Here is a 21,044-nt window from a genome sequence, read left to right on the forward strand (position 1 = left end):
AGGGTGGGGTCGATGGCGCCAGCGGCCCTACAGTTCTGTAACCATCTGACCACCTGACCATGCGTTCCGTCGGCCTGGCGGAGGCGAAAGCGCAGCTTTCAGCCCTGCTGGATGCCGTGGAGATGGGCGAGGAGGTGGTGATCACCCGCCGCGGCCAACCGGTGGCCCGGCTGGTGCGTGAACTCCCTGCCCTGGCGAAGGATGGCGCGCTTTCATGGCCGGAGCGGCTGCGGCGGTTTCACGGCAACCAGGCCCCCTTGGCGGGGAACGCTGTGGCCCTCGTCGGCGAGCTGCGGCGGGATCGGGGATGACGCCCCAAGCCCGCCATCCGATGGCGGCTCCGTAGGCGCGCGCCGGGGCCGTCCACGCTGAATTTGAGTGTTTCCGCCGGGAACGCTTGCAACTGCTGGAACCGCGGGGCACCGATTTCCTGCAGGCCAGGCAGTGGTTGCAGGAGGTGGAAAGTCTGCCGCTGCGAAGTGGCGATGCCCTCCACCTGGCGATCGCCAGCCGGGAGCAGTTGATCCTCACCACAGCCGACCAGGCGCTGATACAAGCTGCCGCCACCCTGGGCCTGGCCCACCACTGGATTGGCCCTGACCCGTAGCCCTACGGACCGGCCGTTCCCTCCAGCACGTGGCGATCGCAGCGGCTGTAGGCCTCGACGGCGGTGGGCATCAGATCCATGCCGTTGCGGATCTCCGGCGGCAGCAGCCGCTCCAGCTCCGCCAGCGCGGCGTCGTAGGTCTGCTGGGCGGCGCGGACCTCCTCGCTCTCGGGGGCATAGCGCCTCGAGGCCTCCATCAGCGGCTTGGCGGCGTTGGTCAGGCGGGCCGAAGCCGCCCGCACGTCGTCCTGGTGCAGCCGGCAGTAGCGGTAACGATCGATGGGCGCCGCGGCCGGCGGAGCCGCCACCACGGCCGGAGGGCTGGCCGGCGCCGGCGGTGTGTTGCGGTCGTTGAGGGCGGCGGCCAGGCAGGCGGCATTGCGCTGCAGGGCCTCTTCTGGGCTGGCGGCGCTTTCGGACGCAAGGCGGCAGGCAGCCCTCTGCTCATCGCTCACCACGACCGGGGTCCGCTGGCAGCCGATCAGCAGCAGGGGCAGCAGCAGCAGGACAGGACGTGGGCAACGCATCGGCGTGGCGTTCAGGGGTAGCTGGAGGTGCGCGAGCGGCTGGAGCTGGACAGACCGGTGAACGACGCCCCCAGACCATCGCTGAGGGCAAGGGTGTAGACCGGCTCGCGGCTGTTGGTGATCGTGGGCAGGAAGGAATCCACGTTGGTGAGCATCACCGAGGCCACGTTGGGTGTGCCGGCGGCGAGATTCAAGGTGCCGTTGTCGTTGATGGGCGGGCCCGACCGGGTCAGGGTGCGGCTGCCGGCATCGAGGGAGTAGGTGATCGTCTGGCCGCCCGAGAGGGTGAGGGTGAGGGAGGTTCCAGACACGGCCGTCGCCGAAGCGGACTCGGTGATTTCGCTGTCGAGCAGATGGTTGATGCGGCCCCAGTGGTCCTGCAGGCGCCGGACCGATTCCTGCTGGGCCGAGACCCGGATCTGGGTCACCATCACATTGCTGCCAGTGGCGAAGATCACTCCCATGATCAGCGAGGTGATCAGCAGTTCGACCAGGGTGAAGCCCCGGTGCCAATGGGGGCGGTGTCGGAAGCGGGTGTTGCGGTGGTTCATGGTGTCAGAGGGTTCCGCCGTAGCTGTTGTCAGGACAGGTGCCGCCGCTGGAGTTGCTGGCGCCGACGCTGATCAGGCCGAGGCCTTCGGAGATGCGGACGCAACGCTTGGGTCCGCTGGTGCCCGCCAGGGAGATCTCGATCACGAGTGGGTTGGCGAGCTGGGTGTTGGCGGCTGCGGCGTTGACCGTGCCGCGGGGGGTGAACTTGAAGCTGGTGGTACCGCCAGGGGCAATCACATAGATGGAGTTGCCGAGGCTGCCGCTGATCTGCAACGGCTGGCCGGTCAGGCAGTTGTTGGCGATGCTCGGGTTGGCAGTGGCGCCGCTGGCGAGCAATTCCGAGGCTGTGGCGAGGGTGGCGCCGGCCGCCAGGCTGCCGCCGCTGATGCTCACCTGGCAGGCATTGCCCTTGAGGGAGGTGCGCCGCACCGTTTCCAGCCAGCCGGCCAGTTCTGTCGCCACCGCATTCACCCGCTCGCGACGCCATTCATTGCCGGAAGCGTGGATTCCGACGGCCGAAAGGAGGCCCACGACCACCACCACCACGGCGAGTTCGATCAGGGTGAAGCCGGCGTTGGAGGGGCGTTTCATCAGGGGCACCAGGCGACGGTGGTGGGAACGAGGGTGACCCGGCGCAGCAGTTCGCCGCTGGTGCTGTTGCTGTAGGTGATGGTGTAGCGGTGCAGGTTGCGCACCACATTGGTGCCGAATTCGCTGATGGTCTGCTGCCCCTGGTTGGCCGTGTCGATGCTGTAGGTGATGCCGGCCGTCGTCAGGTTGGAGGGGGTGGCGCCGATGTCGGTCACCAACTGGGTGATCAGGCCGGTGGAGTTGCACAGGGCCTCGAAGCTGTTGCCGGCGGTGCTGTTGCCGGTGACGGCCGTGGACACGGGCGACGGAAAGAAATCGTTCTTGCCCAGCTCCACGGTCCCGAGGCTGGTGCAGACGCCCGAGCTGCAGGTGTAGCGGTCGTTGAGTCGGCGCACCCGGGCCAGATCCGTATCCACCAGCGATTGCTGGTGGTAGCGCAACGTCGCCGCCGCTGAACTGCGGTTGGACTCGATGAACAGCACCGAGGTGCCGGTGAGGGCCAGCACCAGCAGCACCGATGACACCATCAGTTCCACCAGCGAGAAGCCGCGGGCCCCCCTGCCGCGCTGGCGATGCCGGGGGACGGGGATGGGAGGAGGGCGTTTCACGGCGGATCAGGAATAGGTGAGGCGTTTGACGGCTCGGGTGACGTAGTCGATCGCAAAGGTCTCGTAGAGAGAATCGTCAGTGCCGCAGAACTTCATCAATCCGCAGACGCTCTCCAGATCGCTCGGAGAAATCGTGACGGTGATGTTGCCGTTGGCCCTGAAATCGTTTGTCCAGATCACCCCCTTGAAGTCCGGGGTGCCGCCCATCTCGATGGTGCCGAGGGGGAAGTACAGGAACATGCTCTGGGAGGCACCATTGCCGTTGCCGAGATCCAGGAACTGGGCGCCGCAGGGGGCAGGTGCTCCGGGGGCGCAGCCGAACAGGGCCAGGTCGGCGGCGCGGGGGGCGCCCTGGGTGCTGGTGCTGCAGGTGATGGCGCCGGCATCGGAATCGCACTGGAAGATGCCGGAGGAGCCGTTGCCCCGCGAGACGCTCTTCTGCCCGCTGGTGGAGGCGTTGGGGAAGTGCAACCGCACCGGGATCGTCTCGGCGGCGGTGTTGCCGCTGGTGTCGAAGAACAACTCGACGTTGTTGCCGGTGCTGAGGCGGTTGAGGCTGCAGGAGATGGTCTGGAAGGTGCCCGGGGGCGAGGCGGCGCCGTTGACATCCTCCCGGCTGCAGAGCGTGTTCCAGGGGGCGGGCCAGCTGGCGAAGTTGCGGCTGGCCAGGGTCAGGTCACTGCTCACCGTCACGTTGCAGGAGGCCGGAGGCGAGGCGCTGCGGCAGGTGGTGTTGGCGGTGGGCAGGGGGGGCGGCAGGTTGACATCCACCACGTTGACGCTGGTGTGCGCCAGGCCATCGACACAGCCTGATGGGCTGGTGGCGATGCAGGTGACCGGATCGACGTTGAGGTTGTAGGCACCGCCGGAGATCACCAGATCGCCGGTGTTGTCGTCGGCGGCACCGGCAACGAAGCCGAACCCCGGGGCCAGGGCGCAGCGGCGGATGTCGTTCCCAAAGGCATTGCCCAGGCCGCGCAGGCTGCGGTCGAGGCATTTGGGCACCACCTCCAGGGTCTGCTGCAGGGTGCTGGTGGCCACGACGGCACCGCCGCGAAGAGCGAAGCCACGCACGGTGAGGGTGAGTTCGCCGCTGGTGGGGGGCACCGCGGCCGCCCCGCTCATCGCGTTGGCCACCGTGCCCTGCCGCACGAGGGCGGCCGTGGCGCCGGAGCAGTCGACGTCCACCAGCCGCCAGCGCTGCTGGGAGCCATCGCCGATGTTGAGCGTCTGGGTGGTGGGGATCGCGTTGCTGGTGGGGAAGGTGGTGCCGACGTTGGCGAAGGCCCGCCCATCCACCACTTTGATGGCGTTGTTGGCGGCGATGGCGGCCGGCGTGGCCGTCTCCAGCAGGCAGGCGTTGACCAGGAGCTGGCGGTTGCGGTGGCGATTGAGCTCACTGACCACGGCCGCCATGCCGCTGTCGGCCGCGGCCTTGGCATCGCGGCTCTGGCTCTGATAAGCGGAGGCCAGTTCGGCGAGGCTGGAACGGTTCGAGATGGCCAGCCCGCCCAGCAGCACCGCCATGATGATCAGGAACGTGGCCGCCATCGACCCCCGCGTGGCCGACGGTCTGGGGTGGCTTGCGGCTTTGGAAGAGCCCGCCAGTGTGCGGAGAAGCAGCTTGCTTGTCATCGCTTCCAACCTCCGCCAGCATGGGCACGAATCTCAGTCGTTGCAGCGTTCTTGCTGCAACTTCAAGTTAGGACCAGATCGTCTCTGGCCCTTGAGGTGCGTGGCTGAATCCGCTGGGCGGTGCGGAAGAGAACGCTGACAACTCGACATGAAAAACCCCTCCGTTCGGAGGGGACATTCAGTCTCCAGCAGGCGGGATCTCAGAGCACCTGCACCACTTCGCTCACTTCCGGGATCGACTCGCGCAGCTTGCGCTCGATGCCCATCTTCAGGGTCATGGTGCTGCTGGGGCAGGAGCCGCAGGCGCCCTGCAGACGCACCTTCACGATCGGCCCGTCGATCTCGACGATCTCGACGTTGCCGCCATCGGCCATCAGGTAGGGGCGCAGCTCATCGAGCACCCGTTCGACGTTGTCGATCGTGAGGGCGCGGGGGTCGGTGCTGGTTTCGGTGGTCACTTCGGTGGTCATGGGTAGGAGAGGGATTTACGAGGAGCCTAGGAAGCCTGGGCCGGATCAGACGAGGCGCACGGTCGGTCCGTAGGGCGCCAGCAGGTGTTCGTTACGCAGGGACAGCCAGCGGAAGCCCTGTTCCGGAATGCTGCGCTCCACCTGCGCCAGGTCGGCCGAGAGGCGTCCGAGCGACGTCTTGATGGCCATCTCCCAGAGTGACGCTTGGCTGACGAACACCTCTTGGCCGGCGTCCTGCAAGAGGCTGACCACGGAGCTGGGAAGGCGTGGATCGGCGCTCAGCCACCAAAGCACCAGTTGGGTGTCGAGCAGCAGACGTGCCACGGGCTCAATGGACGGGGAAACGGTTGGAGACGAAAAGATCGTCGAGAGGAGCGTCGAAATCGTCAGACACGCTGATCGCGCCAGAGAGGACTCCCGGTGGGGCGATTCCCCCTGCCGCCCCGCGGCAGGGCACCATCCGCGCAATCGGCACACCGGCCCGGGCGATCACAACGTCCTGACCAGCCTCCACCTGCTGCAACAGACGGGACAGGTGGGTCTTGGCCTCGTGCACGTTCACCTGCACAGGGGCGAGAAGGGGCCCAGACGGGAGAGCGGACGTGGACATACCGAGCAGATCTGACTAAGTCTTGGTTTGGTCCGGATCGCTGGCAGCAGAGCCGACGATCGCCCCCGGCAGGTGGCAGGGGCTGTTTCCTGAGGCATCCTGCGCCCAAAGCGCCTGCCTCGCCGGGATGGAGTCCAAGCCCGCCTATCCCATCGACAAGATCTATGGGGCCTTTCTGCACCGGGAGCTGTCCGTGTCCTGGCTGATGCTGGCCACGCTCCTGGGCGGTCGCCACCGCCTTGAGCCCGCCCTGATCCATTCCGGCTTCCATTACCTCGACTTCGGCTGCGGCCATGGGTTGAATCTCCTCTTCAACGCCGCTGCCCACCCCCAAGCCAGCTTCTACGGGCTCGATCTCAACCCGACCCACATCGCCGGCGCCATTGCCAGGGCTGAAGCCCTTGGACTCCCCAATGTTCATTTCGCCCTGGCGGATCTGAAGAGCTTCGCTACGGGGCTGCCCAGCACCGGCCCCTGCCGTGGCTGGCCAGAGGCGTATGACGTCGTTGTCGCCCATGGGCTGGCGAGCTGGGTGGGCCCAGAGGTGAGGGAAGCTCTGGTTGCCGCGGCGGGCAGCCTGCTGCGGCCGGGGGGGATTTTCTACTGCTCCTACAACACCTATCCGGGTTGGCTGTCGCGCAGCACCCTGCAGATGCTGAGCGTGGAAGAAGCCCTGCGCGCCGGGGGAAGCACCTCACTGGCAGGCATTCGCAAGGCCGCGCAGATTCTCACGGGCTTCACGGGCACTGAGGACAATACCTTGCCGCTCGGCAAGGAACTGCCGGGGCTCAGATCCCTGATTGAGCGACTGCAGCCGATGCCGGAGGCGTATTTGGTGGGGGAATACCAATCGGCCCATCAACCCCTGTATGTGGGCCCCATGCACCGCCTTTGTGCGGCCCATGGTCTCAGCCACATCGGCTCGGCCACGCTGGCTGAGATGTTCCCCGACATGCTGGATCCGCAGAGACGCTCCCTGGTGATGGAGGCGGACGATCTGCCGATGCGGGAGGTGCTTTTGGATCTGGCCATCAACCAGACGTTCCGGCGTGATCTTTTTGCCAAGGGCCCATGTCTCCCATCCCGGCCGTGGCGTCGCCAGGCCATGGGCGAACTCAGCCTGCACCTGGGCGCCGCCCCAGACGATGACGCCAATGAGTTCTCAACGAGCCTCGGGCTGCTTGGCATTGACGCCGATTTCATGCGGGCCTTGAAGGGCACCCTCTCGGAGCGGCCCGTGAGCCTGGGCTGGCTTCTGGATCAGTCGTCGCTGGAGCTCGAGGACCTGCTGATGCGGCTCTCCGTTCTCCTCGGGGCGGGAGTGATCGGCGTCAGTGTCCCGGCGAAGGCCGGTGCTGAGGCCCTACAGCCAGCCATCGCCGGCTTCAACGAGCGCTGCCTCGACCAGACCACGTTGGGTGAGGAGATCGGGGCCCTGCTCTCGCCGGTGCTGCTGCAGCCCATCAGCATCAGTGTGCTGGAAGCGTTCTTCCTGCAGGTCGCCCATTCAGATCTGGCTTCCGAAGACGTGGTGCAGCTGGTGTGGATGGGGATCTCCATGGCCGGCGGCAATGTGAAGGACAAGCAGGGACAACCGATCGAGGATCCGGAGCAGGCCGTGCGTCAGCTGCAGGAGTTCTGGGAGACCTTTGCCCGCGAGCGGCTGCCTGTGCTGTGGCGGCTCGGTATCGCCTCTGCCGCCGCTGCCTAGGATCGCCCCAACTTGCGGTGGCCCCAGTGGGCCGCCGGCCGCTGCCCCCCTATGACCGACGTTCCCGCCCAGCGGATCCGTAATTTCTGCATCATCGCCCACATCGACCACGGCAAATCGACCCTGGCCGATCGCCTGTTGCAGGACACCGGTACCGTGGCGGCCCGGGACATGCAGGCCCAGTTCCTGGACAACATGGAACTGGAGCGGGAACGGGGTATCACGATCAAGCTCCAGGCCGCCCGCATGGAGTACAAGGCGGCCGACGGCCAGAGCTACATCCTCAACCTGATCGACACGCCGGGCCACGTCGACTTCTCCTATGAGGTGAGCCGCAGCCTGCTGGCCTGCGAGGGCGCCCTGCTGGTGGTGGATGCCAGCCAGGGGGTGGAAGCGCAAACGCTCGCCAATGTGTACCTGGCACTGGAGAACGATCTGGAGATCATTCCGGTGCTCAACAAGATCGACCTGCCGGGCGCTGATCCCGACCGGATCAAGGCGGAGATCGAGGCGATCATCGGCCTCGATACCTCCACGGCGATCAACTGTTCCGCCAAGACCGGCCTGGGGGTGCCCGAAATCCTGCAGGCGGTGGTGGACCGGGTGCCGGCGCCGCCGGACCAGGTGGATGAGCCGCTGCGGGCCCTGATCTTCGACTCCTACTACGACCCCTACCGGGGCGTGATCGTCTACTTCCGGGTGATCAGCGGCGTGATCGCCCGCAAGGACAAGGTGCTGCTGATGGCCAGCGGCAAGGTGGTGGAGCTCGACGAGGTGGGCGTGATGGCGCCGGACCAGCGCCAGGTGGACAGCCTCCATGCGGGCGAAGTGGGCTATCTGGCCGCCTCGATCAAGGCGGTGGCCGATGCCCGCGTCGGCGACACGATCACCCTGGCGGCCAATCCGGCGGCCGAACCGCTGCCCGGCTACGCCGAGGCCACGCCGATGGTGTTCTGCGGCCTGTTCCCCACCGATGCGGATCAATATCCCGACCTGCGCGAGGCCCTCGACAAGCTGCAGCTCTCCGATGCGGCGCTGAAGTTCGAGCCGGAAACCAGCAGCGCCATGGGCTTCGGCTTCCGTTGCGGCTTCCTGGGCCTGCTGCACATGGAGATCGTGCAGGAGCGGCTGGAGCGGGAGTACGACCTCGATCTGATCGTCACCGCCCCCTCGGTGATCTACCAGGTGAACATGATCGACGGCAGCACCTTGATGGTGGACAACCCCGCCACCCTGCCCGATCCCCAGAAGCGCGAATCGATCGAGGAGCCCTACGTGAAGCTGGAGATCTACACCCCCAATGTGTACAACGGCGCCCTGATGGAGCTGTGCCAGGAGCGACGCGGCGAGTTCATCGACATGAAGTACATCACCACCGACCGGGTCACGCTGCACTACGAGATGCCGCTGGCGGAAGTGGTGACCGATTTCTTCGATCAGATGAAGAGCCGCACCAAAGGTTATGCGTCCATGGAATACAGCCTGATCGGTTATCGCCGCAACGAACTGGTGCGGCTGGATGTGCTGATCAACGGCGAGCGGGCCGATCCGCTCACCACGATCGTGCATCGCGATAAGTCGTACAACGTCGGCAAGAGCCTGGTGGAGAAGCTCAAGGAGCTGATCCCTCGGCAGCAGTTCAAGATTCCAATTCAGGCCTCGATCGGCAGCCGCATCATCGCCAGCGAAAGCATCAGCGCCATCCGCAAGGACGTGCTGGCCAAGTGCTACGGCGGTGACATCTCCCGCAAGAAGAAGTTGCTCAAGAAGCAGGCCAAGGGCAAGAAGCGCATGAAGGCGATGGGCCGGGTGGAGGTGCCCCAGGAGGCCTTCATGGCGGTGCTGAAGCTGAATCAGTGAGGCCGCTCAGATCGATGGCGGGCGGCAGGCCGGGCCTGGGCGGCTGGAGTTTGCGCAGCAGCCGTTGATCCGCGGTGATCAGGGTGGCCCGTTCCCGTTCGGCCAGGGCCACGTAGAGGCAGTCGTAGGCCGGGTGATCGAGCTCCACGCACCAGTGGGCGGCTCGGGCCAGCAACGCCTGGGAGGGCGCAAGGTGACTGAAGGGTTCGGCCCCGCGGTGCGCCAGCATCTGGAACTGCTCGGCGGTGATGGCCCCCAGCCGCAGGCATTTCCAGCCCGCGTTCAGCAGCTCCACCAGCACCAGATCGGGCGCCAGCAGGACGGCCGCAGATCCGGGTTCCAGAAGCCAGGCGGCCTGCTCCGAGCCCGGCACGGCGGCAAACCAGGCGAAGGCCACCGACGCATCCACCACCCAGATCGTGGGTTCAGCGACCATCCCGGTCCTCGCGGATCAGGGCGGCTACGTCCAACTGGCGGCCGGCGGCCGGTGTTGTGGCCCGCAGGCGCGCCAACTCGTCGGGCAGCTCACCGCCGCGGCCACGGGCGGCGTCGGTGAGGAGGTCCCGCAGGCTCTGTTCCAGGGAAAGACCCTTGGCTCTGGCGCGGGCCCTGAGCACGTCCAACACGTGATCCTCCAGCTGCCGGATCAGAACCTGCGCCATGGCCGCCCTCCCCCATCCTGATAGCGTCAATGATAGCGCCAATGGTCGTGAGTTTCGGCTCTGGGGCCTGGCGATCCACCGGCCAGCTATCCCTAAGCCCTGTCCGTCGGGCGGCGCCGGTGCTGCTGCACCGGACCGGTGGCGTCGGTGCGGAAGAACAGGCTCGGGGTGAGCCCCACCCGCTGCATCTGGCGCCGGCCGCGGAGCTGCATCAGGACCAGCCCGGCGCCGGTGATGGCCTGCAGCAGCAGGGTGGTGACCAGGCGCACGGGGTTGAGCAGATGCTGCTGCAAGGGGGAGAGGGGTGCCAACTGGCGCTGGCTCACCAGGGTGGCGGCGTCATGGATGGTGACCGCTGGTAGCAGCAGCAGCAGGATCAGACCCAGGGGCAGCAGGGTTCGGTGCAGGGCTCCGGTCCAGGGCTGCTCACGGCGGTGGCGGCGATGGCCGCCGCCGAGCAGGTAGAGGCCGAAGCCCAGGGGCAGCAGCGGCAGGGCGGGGGAGAGGCCGATCAGGCCACTGAGACGGCCCGTGGGAGGTTCGACGCTGGCGAAGCTGCCCGCCAGCAGCAGCGTGCTGAGTTCGAGCACCAGCAGCACAAGCCCCAAAAGCCGCAGCTGGCCCAGGGAATAGTCCAGCTGGTGGCGGCCCACGATGCCGTCGACCTCGTCGCGGGTGTCGCCATGCCTCCGGTGGTTCATGGGCCGCGGGTGCGTCCTCTTGGGGGAACTCTGGAGGAGACGTTGCTGTCACCGCCATGCCCACGTTGCACCATCTCCATCACCATCACCACACCCGCTCTCAGGGATTCGTGCTCCCCCTGTCCATAGGGGCGTCCCTGGTGCTGCTGCTGGGCAGCCTTTCCGCCCAGACCGCCAGCCTGCAGGTGCGCCTGCAGGGGATCCGGGAGCAGCAGCAGCGCCGGGCCGAAGACCGGCTCGCCTCGGCGGGCCAGCAGTGGCTGGCCGACCTGCAGCGCAGCCATCCCTGCCTGCTGGTGCTGCCTTTGCAGCACTGGGATGTCCAGGGGCTGGCCTGCGCTCCCGCCGCCACGATCGCCTCCCTCAGGGCGGGCCAGGTGCTCGGCAGCGCCTACCGGCTGGTGGACTGGCGCCCGCAGCTGGCCCCGGCTGAACTGCTGCTGGAAATGGCTGCTGAAGGGGGCCAGCCGGCACGTCAAGGGGCCTTCGCGGTGCAGCTGACCCCGGCGCAGCCGCCGGTCGTGCCGCAACCGCAGATCACCGACGTGCGCCTGGTGGGCCTGCGGGGGGTGGCGCCATGAACCTGATCGAAGTGCTGACCGGATCGGTGGTGTTCGCTGCCTCGGCGGGAGCCTCCCTCCAGCTCTGGGGTCTGGCCGCCGCGGCGGCCGTGGCCGAACAGCGCCAGCAGGAGCGGATGGAGCAGGCGGAGGTCGCGTTGTTGCGGGCTGAAACGGCCCTGCGCCGCCTCGCCCCTGGCGGCGGTGACTGCAGCACCGCTGCTCTCCAGATGCACCAGGCCCTGGCCGCCGAGCCCCTGGCTCCGGGGCTGGTGCGCCAGTTGGAGCCCACGACCAGCGGTGATGGGGTGGTGCTGCGGTTGGCGGTGGATGGCGAGGCCGAACCACGCCAGCGCCTCTATGTGCCGGCGGTACTGGGGCTCTGCGCAGGGGCGCAGGGAGGCGGCGGTGGCAACCCCTGAGTCAGGCGGTGGCTTCACGCTGCCCGAAGCCCTGCTGGCCCTGGTGCTGGTGGGCCTGCTGGCCCAGCTGGGGCTGACCTCCGCCAGCCGGGACCTGGCCGACTCCCGGCTTGAGGGGGCCAGCCGGAGGGTGATGATGGGGCTGGAGCGGGGACGGAATGCCGCCCTGCGCCTGGGCCAGCCCTGCGTCCTGGCCCTCTCCGCCAGCGGCTGGCAGGAGCCCCAGGGCAGCAGCCTGCCGCCCTGCGACGGCGCCGCGCTGGATCTGGGCGAGGGCCTGGGCGGTGGGCCGGCGGTGAGCCTCAGCCACAACCTGCCGGCCGCGGTGCGCTTCACCAGCAATGGCTTGATCATCGACGGCGGCACCGTGCTGCTCAGCACCGAGGGCACCGACCTGGTGCGCTGCGTGGTGGTGGCCCTGCCCCTGGGGGTGACCCGCCTGGGCCGGCAGGGGCCGGGCGGCTGCCTGCCGGATCCGCGGCCCTGAGCCGCCCTGTTCTCTGTACCGGAGTTGCGCTATGGCCTTGCTGTGTTCCCACGGGCGTCCCGTCAAGGGACCGGCGGGCTTCTCGCTGGTGGAGCTGATGGTGGCGGCCTGCCTGGGGCTGCTGGTGTGGGGGGTGGTGCTGCAGGCGCTGGTGGCGGATGGCCGCCAGGTGGACCGGCTGGTGCGGCAGCTGCGGGAGCGGGGCCAGCAGAAGCGGGTGCTGGCCCTGCTGCGGGGCGATCTGCAGCGGGCCACCCAGGTGGATCTGGCTGTGGGGGTTGGGGCCGCCTGCGGCCTGGGGGGCCGGGATCCGGTGCTGCAGCTCACCACGCCGGCCGGCCCGATCACCTACACGGTGGGCAGCGCTCCGAGCGCCATCTGGCGGGGCCGGGTGCTGATGCGCTGCGGCCCAGCCTTCGGGCTGCACGGCGAACCGAGCACCGGAGCGGCCCAGAACCGTGTGCTGCTGGATGGCCTCAGTGATCCGGGGCTGGCCGCTGCCCAGGAGCCGGACGGTCTGCTGCACCTGCAGTTGCGGCAGGAGTTTGAGCCCTCAGGCGGCGGCACCCAGCGCATCGAGACGACGGTGCGGCTGGGGGCGGGGGGATGAGCGGGAGGATCCTCAACCGCTCCCGGCGCTCGTCGGCAACCCCACCAACGCCGCCTGCTCGATCTCTTCGGCGTAGGTCTTGAGCACAGAGAGCACGAGGTGCCCAATCACTTCTGGCAGCACGTTGAGGCAGCGGCCCACTGCATCAGGGCCTGATCAGGAGCCCGTGGATCCCCGACCTCTGACCATTGAACAGAAGGGTTCATATCGACCAGCAACCTGGCCATCAGTTCAGGACCAGTGCCTCTTCCCGCTCTTCCATGCGCCAGGCGGTATAGGCCAGAGATTCATCGATGTCGGCCTCTTCGATCTGCGGGTAGGACTGGAAGATCCTCTCCCGGCTGCTGCTTCTGATTACGCAGCGCAACGGGTTGACACCGGGCACACTGGACATTCACAGACTGTTCAGAAAGTCAGCAACGGTCTGAATGATCAGGCCATCCGTGAGTTCTGGGGCATTCATCAGCGGACCGAAGTCGCGTAGGTCACCTGTGAGCAGTACGTCAGCCTGACAGGCCTGGGCAGCACGAAAGATCGGCCAGTCTTTCTCAGGCAGACAGGACGGGCAGGCCAGATCTGAATGGTCCCTCACCAGATGAATGGGTTTTATGATGGTCACCAGAGCTCCGAGGGCATGGGGAGCTTTCCGGGCAAGATTTCTGCGGGCCTCTTCCAGGGCATAGGGGCTGGTGGCAAATTGAAGATCAGCCATACGGCCAAGACCGATCAGAAACGCTGCCTTGCCGTTGGGGTTGTGGGCAGCCGTGAACAGGACATTGGCATCCAGAAACAGTCGCTTCACCGACCGCCGAGCCGCTGGAGCATCGCATTGCGCTCAGCGGACGAGAGCGCATCGGCGCTGTCCCACTCCTCAATCTGAGCGTCGCTGTAGTGGTCAAGTTCCAGAATGGCAGCCGGTTTTAGCCGTAGCTCACCATCCAACTCCTCAACGATCAGGGCACTGCCGGGGGTGATGCCGAGATGCTTGCGCATCCCAGCCGGCAGGGTGATCTGGCCGCGGCTGGACACCGTAAGCAAATCGCGCTTGGGACCGGCCATCAGCCCTCCAGTGTCAGTTATTCAGAATTTCATCCTACGGCCGGGCGCCGAGCACGGCGGGTCTCCATGCATGGGAACTGGTGCGTCATGGGCCGTCAGCCTGGAAAATGGGTTCTGGCATGGGCGATCTGACGATCGAGATCCACGACCAAGCCGCCCTGCATCACCGAAGCCGCCTGAATAGCCTGCGCCTCACTGTATTCACGCAGCACCCATCTGAACACCGAGCCAGCGGGCCCTTGGTGAACCCCTCAATCCAGCCCGAGGAATCCACGACGGCTCTCTCCGCGCTCACAGGCGGTCAGTCTCCCTTTGGAAGCTGCTCTCCCCATGCAGAAAACCACGCAGGGCTGCCGGCGGTTGGCCTCCACCTGATTGACATCGGTGAGGCGGCCCTCAGGACTCCCAGATCTCCGTCAGCTCCAGGCTCAACCCAGGGAATCGCTCGCCAGCCTCGAGCGTCGTGGCCCATTGGAGGCGCTGGGGCTGCTGGGGCTCCCCATTGGCGTCGCCGCTCCAGATCTCGACGGTCTGCTGCTCCGGGATCAGCAGCCAGCCCAACTGGGCGCCATTGGCCTGGTAAGCGGCCATCGTGCGGCGCAGGGCGGCAAGCCCACGGGGGCCTTCGTCGCTGGGGCTGGCGAGTTCGACCAGCAGATCGGGGCTGAGCACCGAGCCAACTCCTGCGGAGACGCCTTGCGGCTACGGGCAGACGGAAGCCCGTGGAGCTGTCGAACACCCGCCATCCGCCCACGCGGTCGGCCCAGGCCAGCAGGCGCATCAACAAACGGCTGTTGCGGGCGCCGGTTTCACCACCTGGGGGTTGGCGATGCACACAGCGGCGAACTGCTCGGGGCTGAGGCGCAGATCAGCAGGCAGGCGCAAGGGCGCCAAGGCATCAAGCGTCTTGGCCCCAGCACAGACTGGAGTCAAAACTTAGGTCGAAACGTCAGCCAGGGATTGGGATCTTGGATGACGTGCCGATGGCAGGGCTAGGGCTGCGGCCTCCCCGATCCGCGGATGGGGGCGGGGGGGTGAGAGAGGAGCTCAAGCTGCCGCAGCATGCCATCCGCATGCATTCCAAGTAAACTGCTTGAAGACCGGAGCCTGCCATGCCTTCCTTGCAGATCCGCGACCTGCCGGATCCCCTGCATCGACTGTTGCAGCGCCGGGCCAGCGCCCAGAAGCGCAGCCTGAGCCAGCAAGCCCTTGCTGATCTGGAAGCGATCGTTGGCGGGGACTCGAGACAGCGGCGCCAGCTGGCGCTCGAGAGGATCGCCCAGCGCTGGCAGCAGCGACCGGCGCTGCAGTGGGAGGAGTCGCCGGAATCCCTGATCCGCAGCGACCGCGAGCGCTGATGGCACCGGCGCTGGTGCTCGATGCCTCGGCTGCGTTGCGTCTGATTACGCATGATCCGATCGCCAGTGGCTGGGCAGAGCAACTAGGGCAGGCGCCGCTGGTCTTGGCTCCCGAGCTGATGCTCACGGAAGTGGCGAATGCGCTCTGGAAGCTGCAGCGCGACGCTGGGCTGGCGGGCATGGATCCCCAGCCGCTACTGGCGGACGCCGCCGATCTGGTGGATCAGATCGAGCCCGACCGCCACCTGCAGGTGGAAGCCCTGGCCCTGGCCTGCCATCTGAACCATCCCGTCTACGACTGTCTTTACCTGGCCCTGGCCCGGCGGGAAGCGGCTCTGCTGCTCACCGCCGATCTACGTCTGCGACGGCTGGCTGATCAGGTACTGCCCTGAATGGATGGAGACTGGGGCCTCCCTCCTGTCCACAGGCGACGTTCAGACCTCCCAGCTGCAGCCGACTCCAGGATGGGGAGCAGTAGCAGGGTGGAAGAGGCTGTGACGCATTTCCAACTTGTACACAATGTACAGGTTGGAAAATGGCCTCTGGCATTGGTGAGTCAACTGTCGAGATCCACGAGGGCTCTCTCCGCGCTCACAGGACGTCAGCCAGCCCCAGGCCCGAGAGGAGCAGCACATCAGTTGCGAATCATCAGCTCCACGTCGTTGAGGCCCTTGAAGTCGGTGTCCATTGTGTGCAACCTGGCCAGGATGATGCTGTCGGCCATGGGCAGTCGCAGTGTGTGGCTGAGTTGTGCTGAGGCCATCGCGAGTCGACTATCGAGATCCACGACCAGGCCTCGCTGCATCACGGCAGCCGCCTGAATGGCCTGTGACTCACTGTGTTCACGCAGCACCCACTTGACGACCTCCAGGATGCTGATGGAAGGAACCACCAGGCTCGCCTCGGCATCAAGTACATCAAGAAACCGCTCACAGGCGGTCAGCCTCCCTTTGGAAGGTATTCTCCCCACACAAACACGCAGGGCCATCACCTGCAACTGCTGCCCCGGACTGAGGCCAAATTGCTCGTGCACCCGCTTCGGGGAAACAGTTGCAAGATCCATGGCCAAAACGTAAGAGGGATCCTGGTTGATGGCGGTTGGCCCCCCACCTGATTGACACGGGACAGGTGGTGATGCTTGGCCAGCCCTGTGCCCTGGCGCTCCCCGCCAGCGGCTGGCAGGAGCCCCTAGGGCAGCAGCCTGCCGCCCTGCGAAGGGGCCGCGCTGGATCTGGACGAGGGCCTGGGCGGTGGGCCCGCGGTGAGCCACAGCCACAACCTGCCAGCCGCGGTGCGCTTCACCAGCAACGGGCTGATCATCGACGGCGGCACCGTGCTGCTCAGCACCGAGGGCACCGACCTGGTGCGCTGCGTGGTGGTGGCCCTGCCTCTGGGGATCACCCGTTTGGGGCGGCAGGGGCCGGGCGGCTGCCTGCCGGATCCCCGTTCCTGAGCCGCCCTTCCCCCATGCACCGGAGTTTGTCTATGGCGTCATTGCGATCCCGCCCCTTCCCCAGGTGGGCAACGGCGGGATTCTCGTTGGTGGAACTACTGGTGGCGGCCTGCCTCGGGCTGCTGGTGTGGGGGGTGGTGCTGCAGGCGCTGGTGGCCGACGGTCAGCGGGTGGAGAGGCTGGTGCGGCTGGTGCGGGAGCGGCGCCAGCAGCGGCGGGTGCTGGCGCTGCTGCGGGGCGATCTGTTGCGCGCCCAGCGGGTGGACCTGGCCGTGGGGACCGGAGCTGCCTGCGGCCTGGGCGGCCGGGCGCCGGTGCTGCAGCTCTCCACCCTGGAGGGCCCGATCACCTACACGGTGGGTGTTGCACCCAGCGCCATCCGGCGCGGCCCAGAACCGTGTGCTGCTGGATGGGCTCGCCCTGCCGGGACTGGAGGCCACTGTGGAGCCGGGTGGGCTGCTGCACCTGCGGCTGCAGCAGGTGCAGCAGCCCTCAGGGGGGGGCACCAAGCGGATCGAGACGGAGACGCGGGTGGGGGGGCTCTGAAAGGCCGGTTGTATTTCTAGTCTGGCCGTTGCGATTGATCTGCCCCGCTTCTGGCCGTCAACCTCTGTTGATGGAGTCGATAACGAGAGCCAGAGCATCCTCCTCATTTATCAAATTGTAGCTCTCCTGGTTGCGAAGAAACCACAGATAATCCAGCGCAGGCATGTTCAGCGCGCCAACGTCCGAGAGGATGGGTGAGGGTAGAGACGGCTCAGGGGAGCGCCACACAAGGGCTTGTGGATTCCCATCGGTGATGATGGTGCAGTAGCTGAGAAGCGGGTGAAATGTCCGGATCAGAGGTATGACTTTGTACGTGTCACCGTGCCAGGCATTACTGGGATCATTGGCCATGAACTGACGCATCATGACCGCCTCAATCTGATCACGATTGCAGGAAAAAACATCACTTGGGAAAACGTCATCCAGCAGAATCACAGATCGCTTGTGAGTAGCAAGCAAGCTATTGCAGAAATCTCTGTAGGTTTGATCCCAAGTATGGAGGCCATCAAGAAAAATAAAGTCAAATGCCTGGCCGTTCCAATGATCCTGGAAGTATTCATCACTGCTGATTTGAAAAAAATGAGACGTGGGTTCAGCCTGTTTCCCTTGTTCTACGTTGAAAGTGAATGTGGGATCGACGGCCGTTTTAGACGATGCGGAAACTTCAAAGAAGGTATGCCCACTCTCTACTCCAATTTCAAGATATCTCGCCGGCTTTTTGATAACCTCAAGAAGTGAGTTAATCCGTCTTGCAGAATAATTGTACATGGCGGAGATGGTGATAACGTGAAAGGTGGGATAGGACAAGGGAGTGTGGAGTACGTAGCTCGACTAACTCCAAGGCGTCGCAGGCTGGCTGATGCTGGAAAAGTCAGCAAGAATAAGTCAAAAGGAGTTAGTGCGTTTTGGCTAGTCGATGGAGGAACTCCTCGCAGGATGCAACACAAGCATTGTTATTGTAAATTGTTGCTGAACTTTTTGTGTGAATTTCCTCTCTGATCTTAAGCCTGTACACTTCGTCTTTCATTAGCCTTTCGAATAATGAAATGTATTCGCTCTTGCTTCTTGCTATAGGTGCATCCTTGATATCTGCGTACTCGTACGAGCGTGATACAACAGCAGATCTTAAGGTATTCCCGCGTAATGTGATGCAAGGCGGGCCACACCATGCCGTCTCGATAAATGTAATTCCAGCTCCGTAATGAATCGGATCTAGATTTAAATCGAGAAGGTGGTTGAGGCTATGATAGTCGCTCATTGCCATTCTCTGAACAAAGCAAATTTGCTTGTGTGCTGTCGGAGCAGATCTCTTTATCCGCTGAACGAAGCGCTGGTTCAGTACATCGCTTTCCGATGCCGCGATAATGATGAGGATCGACTCGTCAAGTCTTGCGATCTCTTCGAGGTAGGAGTCAAAGTCTGGATGAATCTTGTGGAGTGTTTGCAGACACCCTACAAGGAAACGGTCTGGAGGGAGCAAGAAGTAATCGGTGCTCTTCTCAATGAGTGAAGACCTGTCAACGTCAAAAAAACCGAGATAGCCATCGATGGATGCAAGTGTCTCTGTATATTCGCTTTGTCCCTCGCAGTCATGGAAGATCTTGGATCGAAGGTAGTAATCAATCTCGGAAAGCCCCGTCGTATGGGGAAGTCCCCATCCTGTCACTTGGAAGGGTGCAAGCCGAACCATAGGTAAAATCCCATCAAGAGGATTCATACCAATATCCGTAATAAAATTGATGTCAAGGTCTAAATCCGCAATCTGCTTACAGGCACTGCCAAAATCAGAAGCAAGATAAATGACGCGATCAGCATGTTCATTGAGATCAAGATGTGCCATATCTTTCTTGACGCCATGTCTGTGAATTAAAACAATCTCAAACAGATTACGACTTAGGTTTTTGATTAGTCCTGCGTGGGCCTGAAGATTGCTGTGTTGAAAAAAGTTCCTAGAAGTGAAACCGATTCTTGCTCGACTTGTAGCATTTCGAGGCACCTGGGAAGATGGAACAGATTTGTTCCTTGGTGAGTGGTGAGAATAATTTTCTTGGACGACCTGTTGGGCGACGGATCGGATGAGGCGGTAGTAGGCTTCCAAGAGCCACCTCAGATCGATACTGCCCTGATAGGCCAAATAGAATGTGTGGCAGATCGGTGTAGAAAAGGCCAAGGAGGTGATTAGGCCAACTGAGCTCTTGCCGGTAGAGCACTTGTCAAGATTCAGGATGAAAGACTCAAGTGATGCCGATAGCTCATTTACTGAGCTGGCCACCTGCGGCATGGTGAATAGCATATTCAACTTGCTCACCTCGTCGCCAGTGATCTCATGAATGAGCGCATAAGTTTTCCGTGCGGCCTTCCAGTTTGATTCTCCATTCAGGGCTTGTCCAAGAATGTCAAGTGCTTCCACATCCTGTTTGTCGGATCTCAGGAGGTGGCAGGCATATCTTCTGGCAGGGTAAAAATAACCGGTGTTAAGGAGTATGCGAGCAGCCAGTTTGGTGGAGGCAGAGTAAACCTGCACATTGTCTTGTTCGGCCTGTGCAAGGCGCATGGCGGTTGATAAATCTTCATTTCTGAAGCTGATGTAGGCAGAAATGAAATTGAGTTCTTCCTTGGTATAGCGATATCTGTTTTTAGCCTCATTAAGAAACAATAGCTGCATCGCTTCATCTTCAAATTCAGCGGCAATGACTGCGGCTTCGGTGGGAGTTAGCCGGGTACTGTCGATATAATCAAGGGCCCTGATTATGTCTGTGGGCTTGAGTGTTAGATTCTTCACCGAATTGGATATGATGATGATCAAGTCGCCGCGAAAAGATAAAGTACTGTGCAGCAGCTTTAATGCGGATAGGATTGAGGCACGGTAATGGCCAGTCATGCTCAACGCGGTTGGAAGAATCAGATCGAACTCTCTTGTCGGACTTGCGATTGCTTTTCGATGTCTCATGGCAAGTAGTGCCGCCTTGCGATAATCTCCGACTCTGCAGAAGAAGCAGGCTCTCTTCTCTTCCTCCTGCATCTGTTCCTCTTGGCTTCCTGGGCTAGTGGCATTCATGGGCAAGAAGAAAAGCTAACAAAATCTTAGCAAAGACCTTCCTGCTAAAGATTCAGTTGCTTTCTCTTGCCTGTTATGGATGTATGGGACAGGAGCGCTCTGGCGTTGATGGCCCGCTTTTATCGCCTCTTCCTAAGGCGCAACAGCTTTCCTGATTGGTGGTTTCTCTTGATGAGCAGTCTTCATCATCATTGCTCTGATGAAGAACTAGGCGACGACGAGGGAGGCGATTACTGGCAACTTGACGATCCAAGAGATCTTCGCTGAAATGTTATCCCATTCGCCAAGGTGAGCCAGCGAAGGGGTAAGAAGTTGGATCAAGGTAGTGAATTGGCCAGCCTGAGTAGGAGTGGGAAGTTTAAGGATGCAGGCATCAAACGGCAAGCAAGGCTTTACCAAATGATGAGGCCATTTGAACTGGTGCTCTTGACAGCTTCCGTTCGGCTTCTGCTGCAAGTGCGCTGGTTTGTCTGCCTGCTTCGGGGAGTGCTGCGAGAGAGGGCTTGGGGCCCTATTCCGAATTTGGAACTTGAACACCTATAGCCGAGTGGGCATCCACACGAAACGCTTGATCTGTATGACCCCTCCTCAGTCCCCTGCTTCCATTGTGGGGATCACCGAAGAACGCTCCCACTGGCCACAACTCTATTCTTTTGCTGAAGACGGGATCAGCATTAACAAGAATGCCAACCCCAAAAAAGAACCGTATAATAAAAAGTTGCTGACGACGATGATCTAGGCTGACGGCTTGAAGATTGACTGATAAGCTCGTTCAGGCTATGAATTCGACGCTTGAAAAAATTCGGAAGTAGGAAGGGGCTAGGTCGGAAAGCTGTGATGAAACAATTGAGCTGTACGCAATTGCGATGCTGATTAGGGAAGTGGTGGCAAATCGGCGCCGAGGCAAGCCTAGTTGTTGAAAGAAGATAAAAGTTCCCGATTCAGGGAGGAAGCAAA

Annotated in this window: 30 protein-coding genes; 12 read left to right on the forward strand and 18 right to left on the reverse strand. The window is 63.3% G+C overall.

The features are described 5' to 3' along the window. Positions 1-59: 59 nt before the first annotated feature. Both VB739_RS07260 and VB739_RS07265 read left to right on the forward strand, forming a co-directional pair. A complete protein-coding gene (locus VB739_RS07260) occupies positions 60-311 on the forward strand; it encodes a type II toxin-antitoxin system prevent-host-death family antitoxin (protein ID WP_323356428.1) in 252 nt (83 codons plus the stop codon). A gap of 86 nt (positions 312-397) precedes the next feature. Beyond that, on the forward strand, positions 398-607 hold the full coding sequence (locus VB739_RS07265) for a hypothetical protein (RefSeq protein WP_323356429.1): 210 nt from the start codon (positions 398-400) through the stop codon (positions 605-607). A gap of 2 nt (positions 608-609) precedes the next feature. Here the strand turns inward: VB739_RS07265 and VB739_RS07270 are convergent, their stop codons facing one another. The 8 genes from VB739_RS07270 to VB739_RS07305 all read right to left on the reverse strand — a co-directional run bounded on the left by VB739_RS07270 (position 610) and on the right by VB739_RS07305 (position 5,552). After that, positions 610-1,134 (reverse strand): hypothetical protein, encoded by a 525-nt coding sequence (locus VB739_RS07270; protein ID WP_323356430.1) that lies wholly within the window; start codon positions 1,132-1,134, stop codon positions 610-612. Positions 1,135-1,145: 11 nt separating this feature from the next. Continuing rightward, positions 1,146-1,685, reverse strand: coding sequence for a prepilin-type N-terminal cleavage/methylation domain-containing protein (locus tag VB739_RS07275; protein WP_323356431.1), 540 nt, complete (start codon positions 1,683-1,685; stop codon positions 1,146-1,148). Between the two features lie 4 nt (positions 1,686-1,689). Then, the gene (locus VB739_RS07280) at positions 1,690-2,277 is read right to left on the reverse strand and encodes a pilus assembly FimT family protein (RefSeq protein WP_323356432.1); all 588 of its coding nucleotides are present in this window, start codon (positions 2,275-2,277) and stop codon (positions 1,690-1,692) included. After that, positions 2,277-2,885: a prepilin-type N-terminal cleavage/methylation domain-containing protein gene (locus VB739_RS07285; protein ID WP_323356433.1), complete on the reverse strand. Its 609-nt coding sequence runs from the start codon at positions 2,883-2,885 to the stop codon at positions 2,277-2,279. The genes VB739_RS07280 and VB739_RS07285 overlap by 1 nt, the downstream gene beginning before the upstream one ends. A gap of 6 nt (positions 2,886-2,891) precedes the next feature. After that, positions 2,892-4,436 carry a hypothetical protein gene (locus tag VB739_RS07290; protein ID WP_323356434.1) on the reverse strand — a complete coding sequence of 515 codons (1,545 nt, stop codon included), beginning with the start codon at positions 4,434-4,436 and terminating at the stop codon, positions 2,892-2,894. A gap of 284 nt (positions 4,437-4,720) precedes the next feature. Further along, a complete protein-coding gene (locus VB739_RS07295) occupies positions 4,721-4,990 on the reverse strand; it encodes a NifU family protein (protein WP_323356435.1) in 270 nt (89 codons plus the stop codon). A gap of 45 nt (positions 4,991-5,035) precedes the next feature. Next, positions 5,036-5,314: a type II toxin-antitoxin system VapC family toxin gene (locus VB739_RS07300; RefSeq protein ID WP_323356436.1), complete on the reverse strand. Its 279-nt coding sequence runs from the start codon at positions 5,312-5,314 to the stop codon at positions 5,036-5,038. 4 nt (positions 5,315-5,318) lie between these two features. Further along, positions 5,319-5,552, reverse strand: a complete 234-nt coding sequence (locus VB739_RS07305) for a type II toxin-antitoxin system prevent-host-death family antitoxin (RefSeq protein WP_323356437.1) — start codon at positions 5,550-5,552, stop codon at positions 5,319-5,321. Between the two features lie 175 nt (positions 5,553-5,727). Between VB739_RS07305 and VB739_RS07310 the strand changes: the two genes are divergently transcribed. Both VB739_RS07310 and lepA read left to right on the forward strand, forming a co-directional pair. Further along, positions 5,728-7,311, forward strand: a complete 1,584-nt coding sequence (locus tag VB739_RS07310) for a class I SAM-dependent methyltransferase (RefSeq protein WP_323356438.1) — start codon at positions 5,728-5,730, stop codon at positions 7,309-7,311. A 51-nt stretch (positions 7,312-7,362) separates the two neighbouring features. Continuing rightward, positions 7,363-9,171, forward strand: a complete 1,809-nt coding sequence (gene lepA, locus VB739_RS07315) for a translation elongation factor 4 (protein WP_323356439.1) — start codon at positions 7,363-7,365, stop codon at positions 9,169-9,171. Here lepA and VB739_RS07320 read toward each other — a convergent pair. The 3 genes from VB739_RS07320 to VB739_RS07330 form a co-directional block, all read right to left on the reverse strand. Continuing rightward, positions 9,143-9,607 (reverse strand): type II toxin-antitoxin system VapC family toxin, encoded by a 465-nt coding sequence (locus VB739_RS07320; protein ID WP_323356440.1) that lies wholly within the window; start codon positions 9,605-9,607, stop codon positions 9,143-9,145. The genes lepA and VB739_RS07320 overlap by 29 nt on opposite strands. Then, entirely contained in the window at positions 9,597-9,833 is a 237-nt protein-coding gene (locus tag VB739_RS07325; protein WP_323356441.1) for a FitA-like ribbon-helix-helix domain-containing protein, read from the reverse strand. The genes VB739_RS07320 and VB739_RS07325 overlap by 11 nt, the downstream gene beginning before the upstream one ends. Positions 9,834-9,925: 92 nt before the next feature. Beyond that, positions 9,926-10,534, reverse strand: coding sequence for a hypothetical protein (locus VB739_RS07330; protein ID WP_323356442.1), 609 nt, complete (start codon positions 10,532-10,534; stop codon positions 9,926-9,928). Between the two features lie 56 nt (positions 10,535-10,590). Here VB739_RS07330 and VB739_RS07335 point away from each other — a divergent pair, with 56 nt between their 5' ends. Genes VB739_RS07335 through VB739_RS07350 form a run of 4 tightly spaced genes read left to right on the forward strand, consistent with a single transcriptional unit; the run spans position 10,591 to position 12,613 of the window. Next, positions 10,591-11,115 carry a hypothetical protein gene (locus tag VB739_RS07335; protein ID WP_323356443.1) on the forward strand — a complete coding sequence of 175 codons (525 nt, stop codon included), beginning with the start codon at positions 10,591-10,593 and terminating at the stop codon, positions 11,113-11,115. Beyond that, positions 11,112-11,516: a hypothetical protein gene (locus VB739_RS07340; protein ID WP_323356444.1), complete on the forward strand. Its 405-nt coding sequence runs from the start codon at positions 11,112-11,114 to the stop codon at positions 11,514-11,516. Before VB739_RS07335 ends, VB739_RS07340 begins: the two co-directional genes overlap by 4 nt. Further along, complete coding sequence (locus VB739_RS07345) at positions 11,503-12,003, forward strand: GspH/FimT family protein (protein ID WP_323356445.1); 501 nt, start codon at positions 11,503-11,505, stop codon at positions 12,001-12,003. The genes VB739_RS07340 and VB739_RS07345 overlap by 14 nt, the downstream gene beginning before the upstream one ends. A gap of 37 nt (positions 12,004-12,040) precedes the next feature. Next, on the forward strand, positions 12,041-12,613 hold the full coding sequence (locus VB739_RS07350; RefSeq protein WP_323356446.1) for a prepilin-type cleavage/methylation domain-containing protein: 573 nt from the start codon (positions 12,041-12,043) through the stop codon (positions 12,611-12,613). A gap of 226 nt (positions 12,614-12,839) precedes the next feature. On the opposite strand, the gene VB739_RS07355 is transcribed toward VB739_RS07350, so the two are convergent. From VB739_RS07355 to VB739_RS07370, 4 genes are all read right to left on the reverse strand, one after another. Further along, positions 12,840-13,007 carry a hypothetical protein gene (locus VB739_RS07355; protein WP_323356447.1) on the reverse strand — a complete coding sequence of 56 codons (168 nt, stop codon included), beginning with the start codon at positions 13,005-13,007 and terminating at the stop codon, positions 12,840-12,842. Then, complete coding sequence (locus tag VB739_RS07360; protein WP_323356448.1) at positions 13,008-13,415, reverse strand: PIN domain-containing protein; 408 nt, start codon at positions 13,413-13,415, stop codon at positions 13,008-13,010. Then, positions 13,412-13,672 carry an AbrB/MazE/SpoVT family DNA-binding domain-containing protein gene (locus VB739_RS07365; protein WP_323356449.1) on the reverse strand — a complete coding sequence of 87 codons (261 nt, stop codon included), beginning with the start codon at positions 13,670-13,672 and terminating at the stop codon, positions 13,412-13,414. The genes VB739_RS07360 and VB739_RS07365 overlap by 4 nt, the downstream gene beginning before the upstream one ends. Before the next feature lie 396 nt (positions 13,673-14,068). After that, on the reverse strand, positions 14,069-14,344 hold the full coding sequence (locus tag VB739_RS07370; protein ID WP_323356450.1) for a Uma2 family endonuclease: 276 nt from the start codon (positions 14,342-14,344) through the stop codon (positions 14,069-14,071). A 440-nt stretch (positions 14,345-14,784) separates the two neighbouring features. Between VB739_RS07370 and VB739_RS07375 the strand changes: the two genes are divergently transcribed. Together VB739_RS07375 and VB739_RS07380 are read left to right on the forward strand one after the other, a co-directional pair. Further along, complete coding sequence (locus VB739_RS07375; RefSeq protein WP_323356451.1) at positions 14,785-15,030, forward strand: FitA-like ribbon-helix-helix domain-containing protein; 246 nt, start codon at positions 14,785-14,787, stop codon at positions 15,028-15,030. Next, positions 15,030-15,422 carry a type II toxin-antitoxin system VapC family toxin gene (locus VB739_RS07380; RefSeq protein WP_323356452.1) on the forward strand — a complete coding sequence of 131 codons (393 nt, stop codon included), beginning with the start codon at positions 15,030-15,032 and terminating at the stop codon, positions 15,420-15,422. The genes VB739_RS07375 and VB739_RS07380 overlap by 1 nt, the downstream gene beginning before the upstream one ends. A 242-nt stretch (positions 15,423-15,664) precedes the next feature. Here the strand turns inward: VB739_RS07380 and VB739_RS07385 are convergent, their stop codons facing one another. Next, entirely contained in the window at positions 15,665-16,093 is a 429-nt protein-coding gene (locus VB739_RS07385; RefSeq protein ID WP_323356453.1) for a type II toxin-antitoxin system VapC family toxin, read from the reverse strand. Between the two features lie 198 nt (positions 16,094-16,291). On the opposite strand from VB739_RS07385, the gene VB739_RS07390 reads away from it, so the two are divergent. After that, complete coding sequence (locus VB739_RS07390) at positions 16,292-16,483, forward strand: hypothetical protein (protein ID WP_323356454.1); 192 nt, start codon at positions 16,292-16,294, stop codon at positions 16,481-16,483. 86 nt (positions 16,484-16,569) lie between these two features. Then, positions 16,570-17,049: a hypothetical protein gene (locus tag VB739_RS07395; protein WP_323356455.1), complete on the forward strand. Its 480-nt coding sequence runs from the start codon at positions 16,570-16,572 to the stop codon at positions 17,047-17,049. Positions 17,050-17,086: 37 nt separating this feature from the next. On the opposite strand, the gene VB739_RS07400 is transcribed toward VB739_RS07395, so the two are convergent. Together VB739_RS07400 and VB739_RS07405 are read right to left on the reverse strand one after the other, a co-directional pair. After that, positions 17,087-17,836, reverse strand: a complete 750-nt coding sequence (locus VB739_RS07400; RefSeq protein WP_323356456.1) for a class I SAM-dependent methyltransferase — start codon at positions 17,834-17,836, stop codon at positions 17,087-17,089. 88 nt (positions 17,837-17,924) lie between these two features. Continuing rightward, a complete protein-coding gene (locus tag VB739_RS07405) occupies positions 17,925-20,087 on the reverse strand; it encodes a hypothetical protein (protein WP_323356457.1) in 2,163 nt (720 codons plus the stop codon). Between the last annotated feature and the right edge of the window lie 957 nt (positions 20,088-21,044).

This window comes from Cyanobium gracile UHCC 0281 (assembly GCF_034931305.1).
GTDB lineage: Bacteria > Cyanobacteriota > Cyanobacteriia > PCC-6307 > Cyanobiaceae > Cyanobium > Cyanobium gracile_A.

Coding starts and splice junctions, on each gene's coding strand:
- VB739_RS07280 (WP_323356432.1), bottom strand. CDS start 2,277: ATGAAACGCCCCTCCAACGCCGGCTTCACCCTGATCGAACTCGCCGTG.
- VB739_RS07355 (WP_323356447.1), bottom strand. CDS start 13,007: ATGTCCAGTGTGCCCGGTGTCAACCCGTTGCGCTGCGTAATCAGAAGC.
- VB739_RS07325 (WP_323356441.1), bottom strand. CDS start 9,833: ATGGCGCAGGTTCTGATCCGGCAGCTGGAGGATCACGTGTTGGACGTG.
- VB739_RS07310 (WP_323356438.1), top strand. CDS start 5,728: ATGGAGTCCAAGCCCGCCTATCCCATCGACAAGATCTATGGGGCCTTT.
- VB739_RS07365 (WP_323356449.1), bottom strand. CDS start 13,672: ATGGCCGGTCCCAAGCGCGATTTGCTTACGGTGTCCAGCCGCGGCCAG.
- VB739_RS07375 (WP_323356451.1), top strand. CDS start 14,785: ATGCCTTCCTTGCAGATCCGCGACCTGCCGGATCCCCTGCATCGACTG.
- VB739_RS07320 (WP_323356440.1), bottom strand. CDS start 9,607: ATGGTCGCTGAACCCACGATCTGGGTGGTGGATGCGTCGGTGGCCTTC.
- VB739_RS07295 (WP_323356435.1), bottom strand. CDS start 4,990: ATGACCACCGAAGTGACCACCGAAACCAGCACCGACCCCCGCGCCCTC.
- VB739_RS07335 (WP_323356443.1), top strand. CDS start 10,591: ATGCCCACGTTGCACCATCTCCATCACCATCACCACACCCGCTCTCAG.
- VB739_RS07385 (WP_323356453.1), bottom strand. CDS start 16,093: ATGGATCTTGCAACTGTTTCCCCGAAGCGGGTGCACGAGCAATTTGGC.
- VB739_RS07275 (WP_323356431.1), bottom strand. CDS start 1,685: ATGAACCACCGCAACACCCGCTTCCGACACCGCCCCCATTGGCACCGG.
- VB739_RS07260 (WP_323356428.1), top strand. CDS start 60: ATGCGTTCCGTCGGCCTGGCGGAGGCGAAAGCGCAGCTTTCAGCCCTG.
- VB739_RS07340 (WP_323356444.1), top strand. CDS start 11,112: ATGAACCTGATCGAAGTGCTGACCGGATCGGTGGTGTTCGCTGCCTCG.
- VB739_RS07380 (WP_323356452.1), top strand. CDS start 15,030: ATGGCACCGGCGCTGGTGCTCGATGCCTCGGCTGCGTTGCGTCTGATT.
- lepA (WP_323356439.1), top strand. CDS start 7,363: ATGACCGACGTTCCCGCCCAGCGGATCCGTAATTTCTGCATCATCGCC.
- VB739_RS07290 (WP_323356434.1), bottom strand. CDS start 4,436: ATGGCGGCCACGTTCCTGATCATCATGGCGGTGCTGCTGGGCGGGCTG.
- VB739_RS07405 (WP_323356457.1), bottom strand. CDS start 20,087: ATGAATGCCACTAGCCCAGGAAGCCAAGAGGAACAGATGCAGGAGGAA.
- VB739_RS07270 (WP_323356430.1), bottom strand. CDS start 1,134: ATGCGTTGCCCACGTCCTGTCCTGCTGCTGCTGCCCCTGCTGCTGATC.
- VB739_RS07330 (WP_323356442.1), bottom strand. CDS start 10,534: ATGAACCACCGGAGGCATGGCGACACCCGCGACGAGGTCGACGGCATC.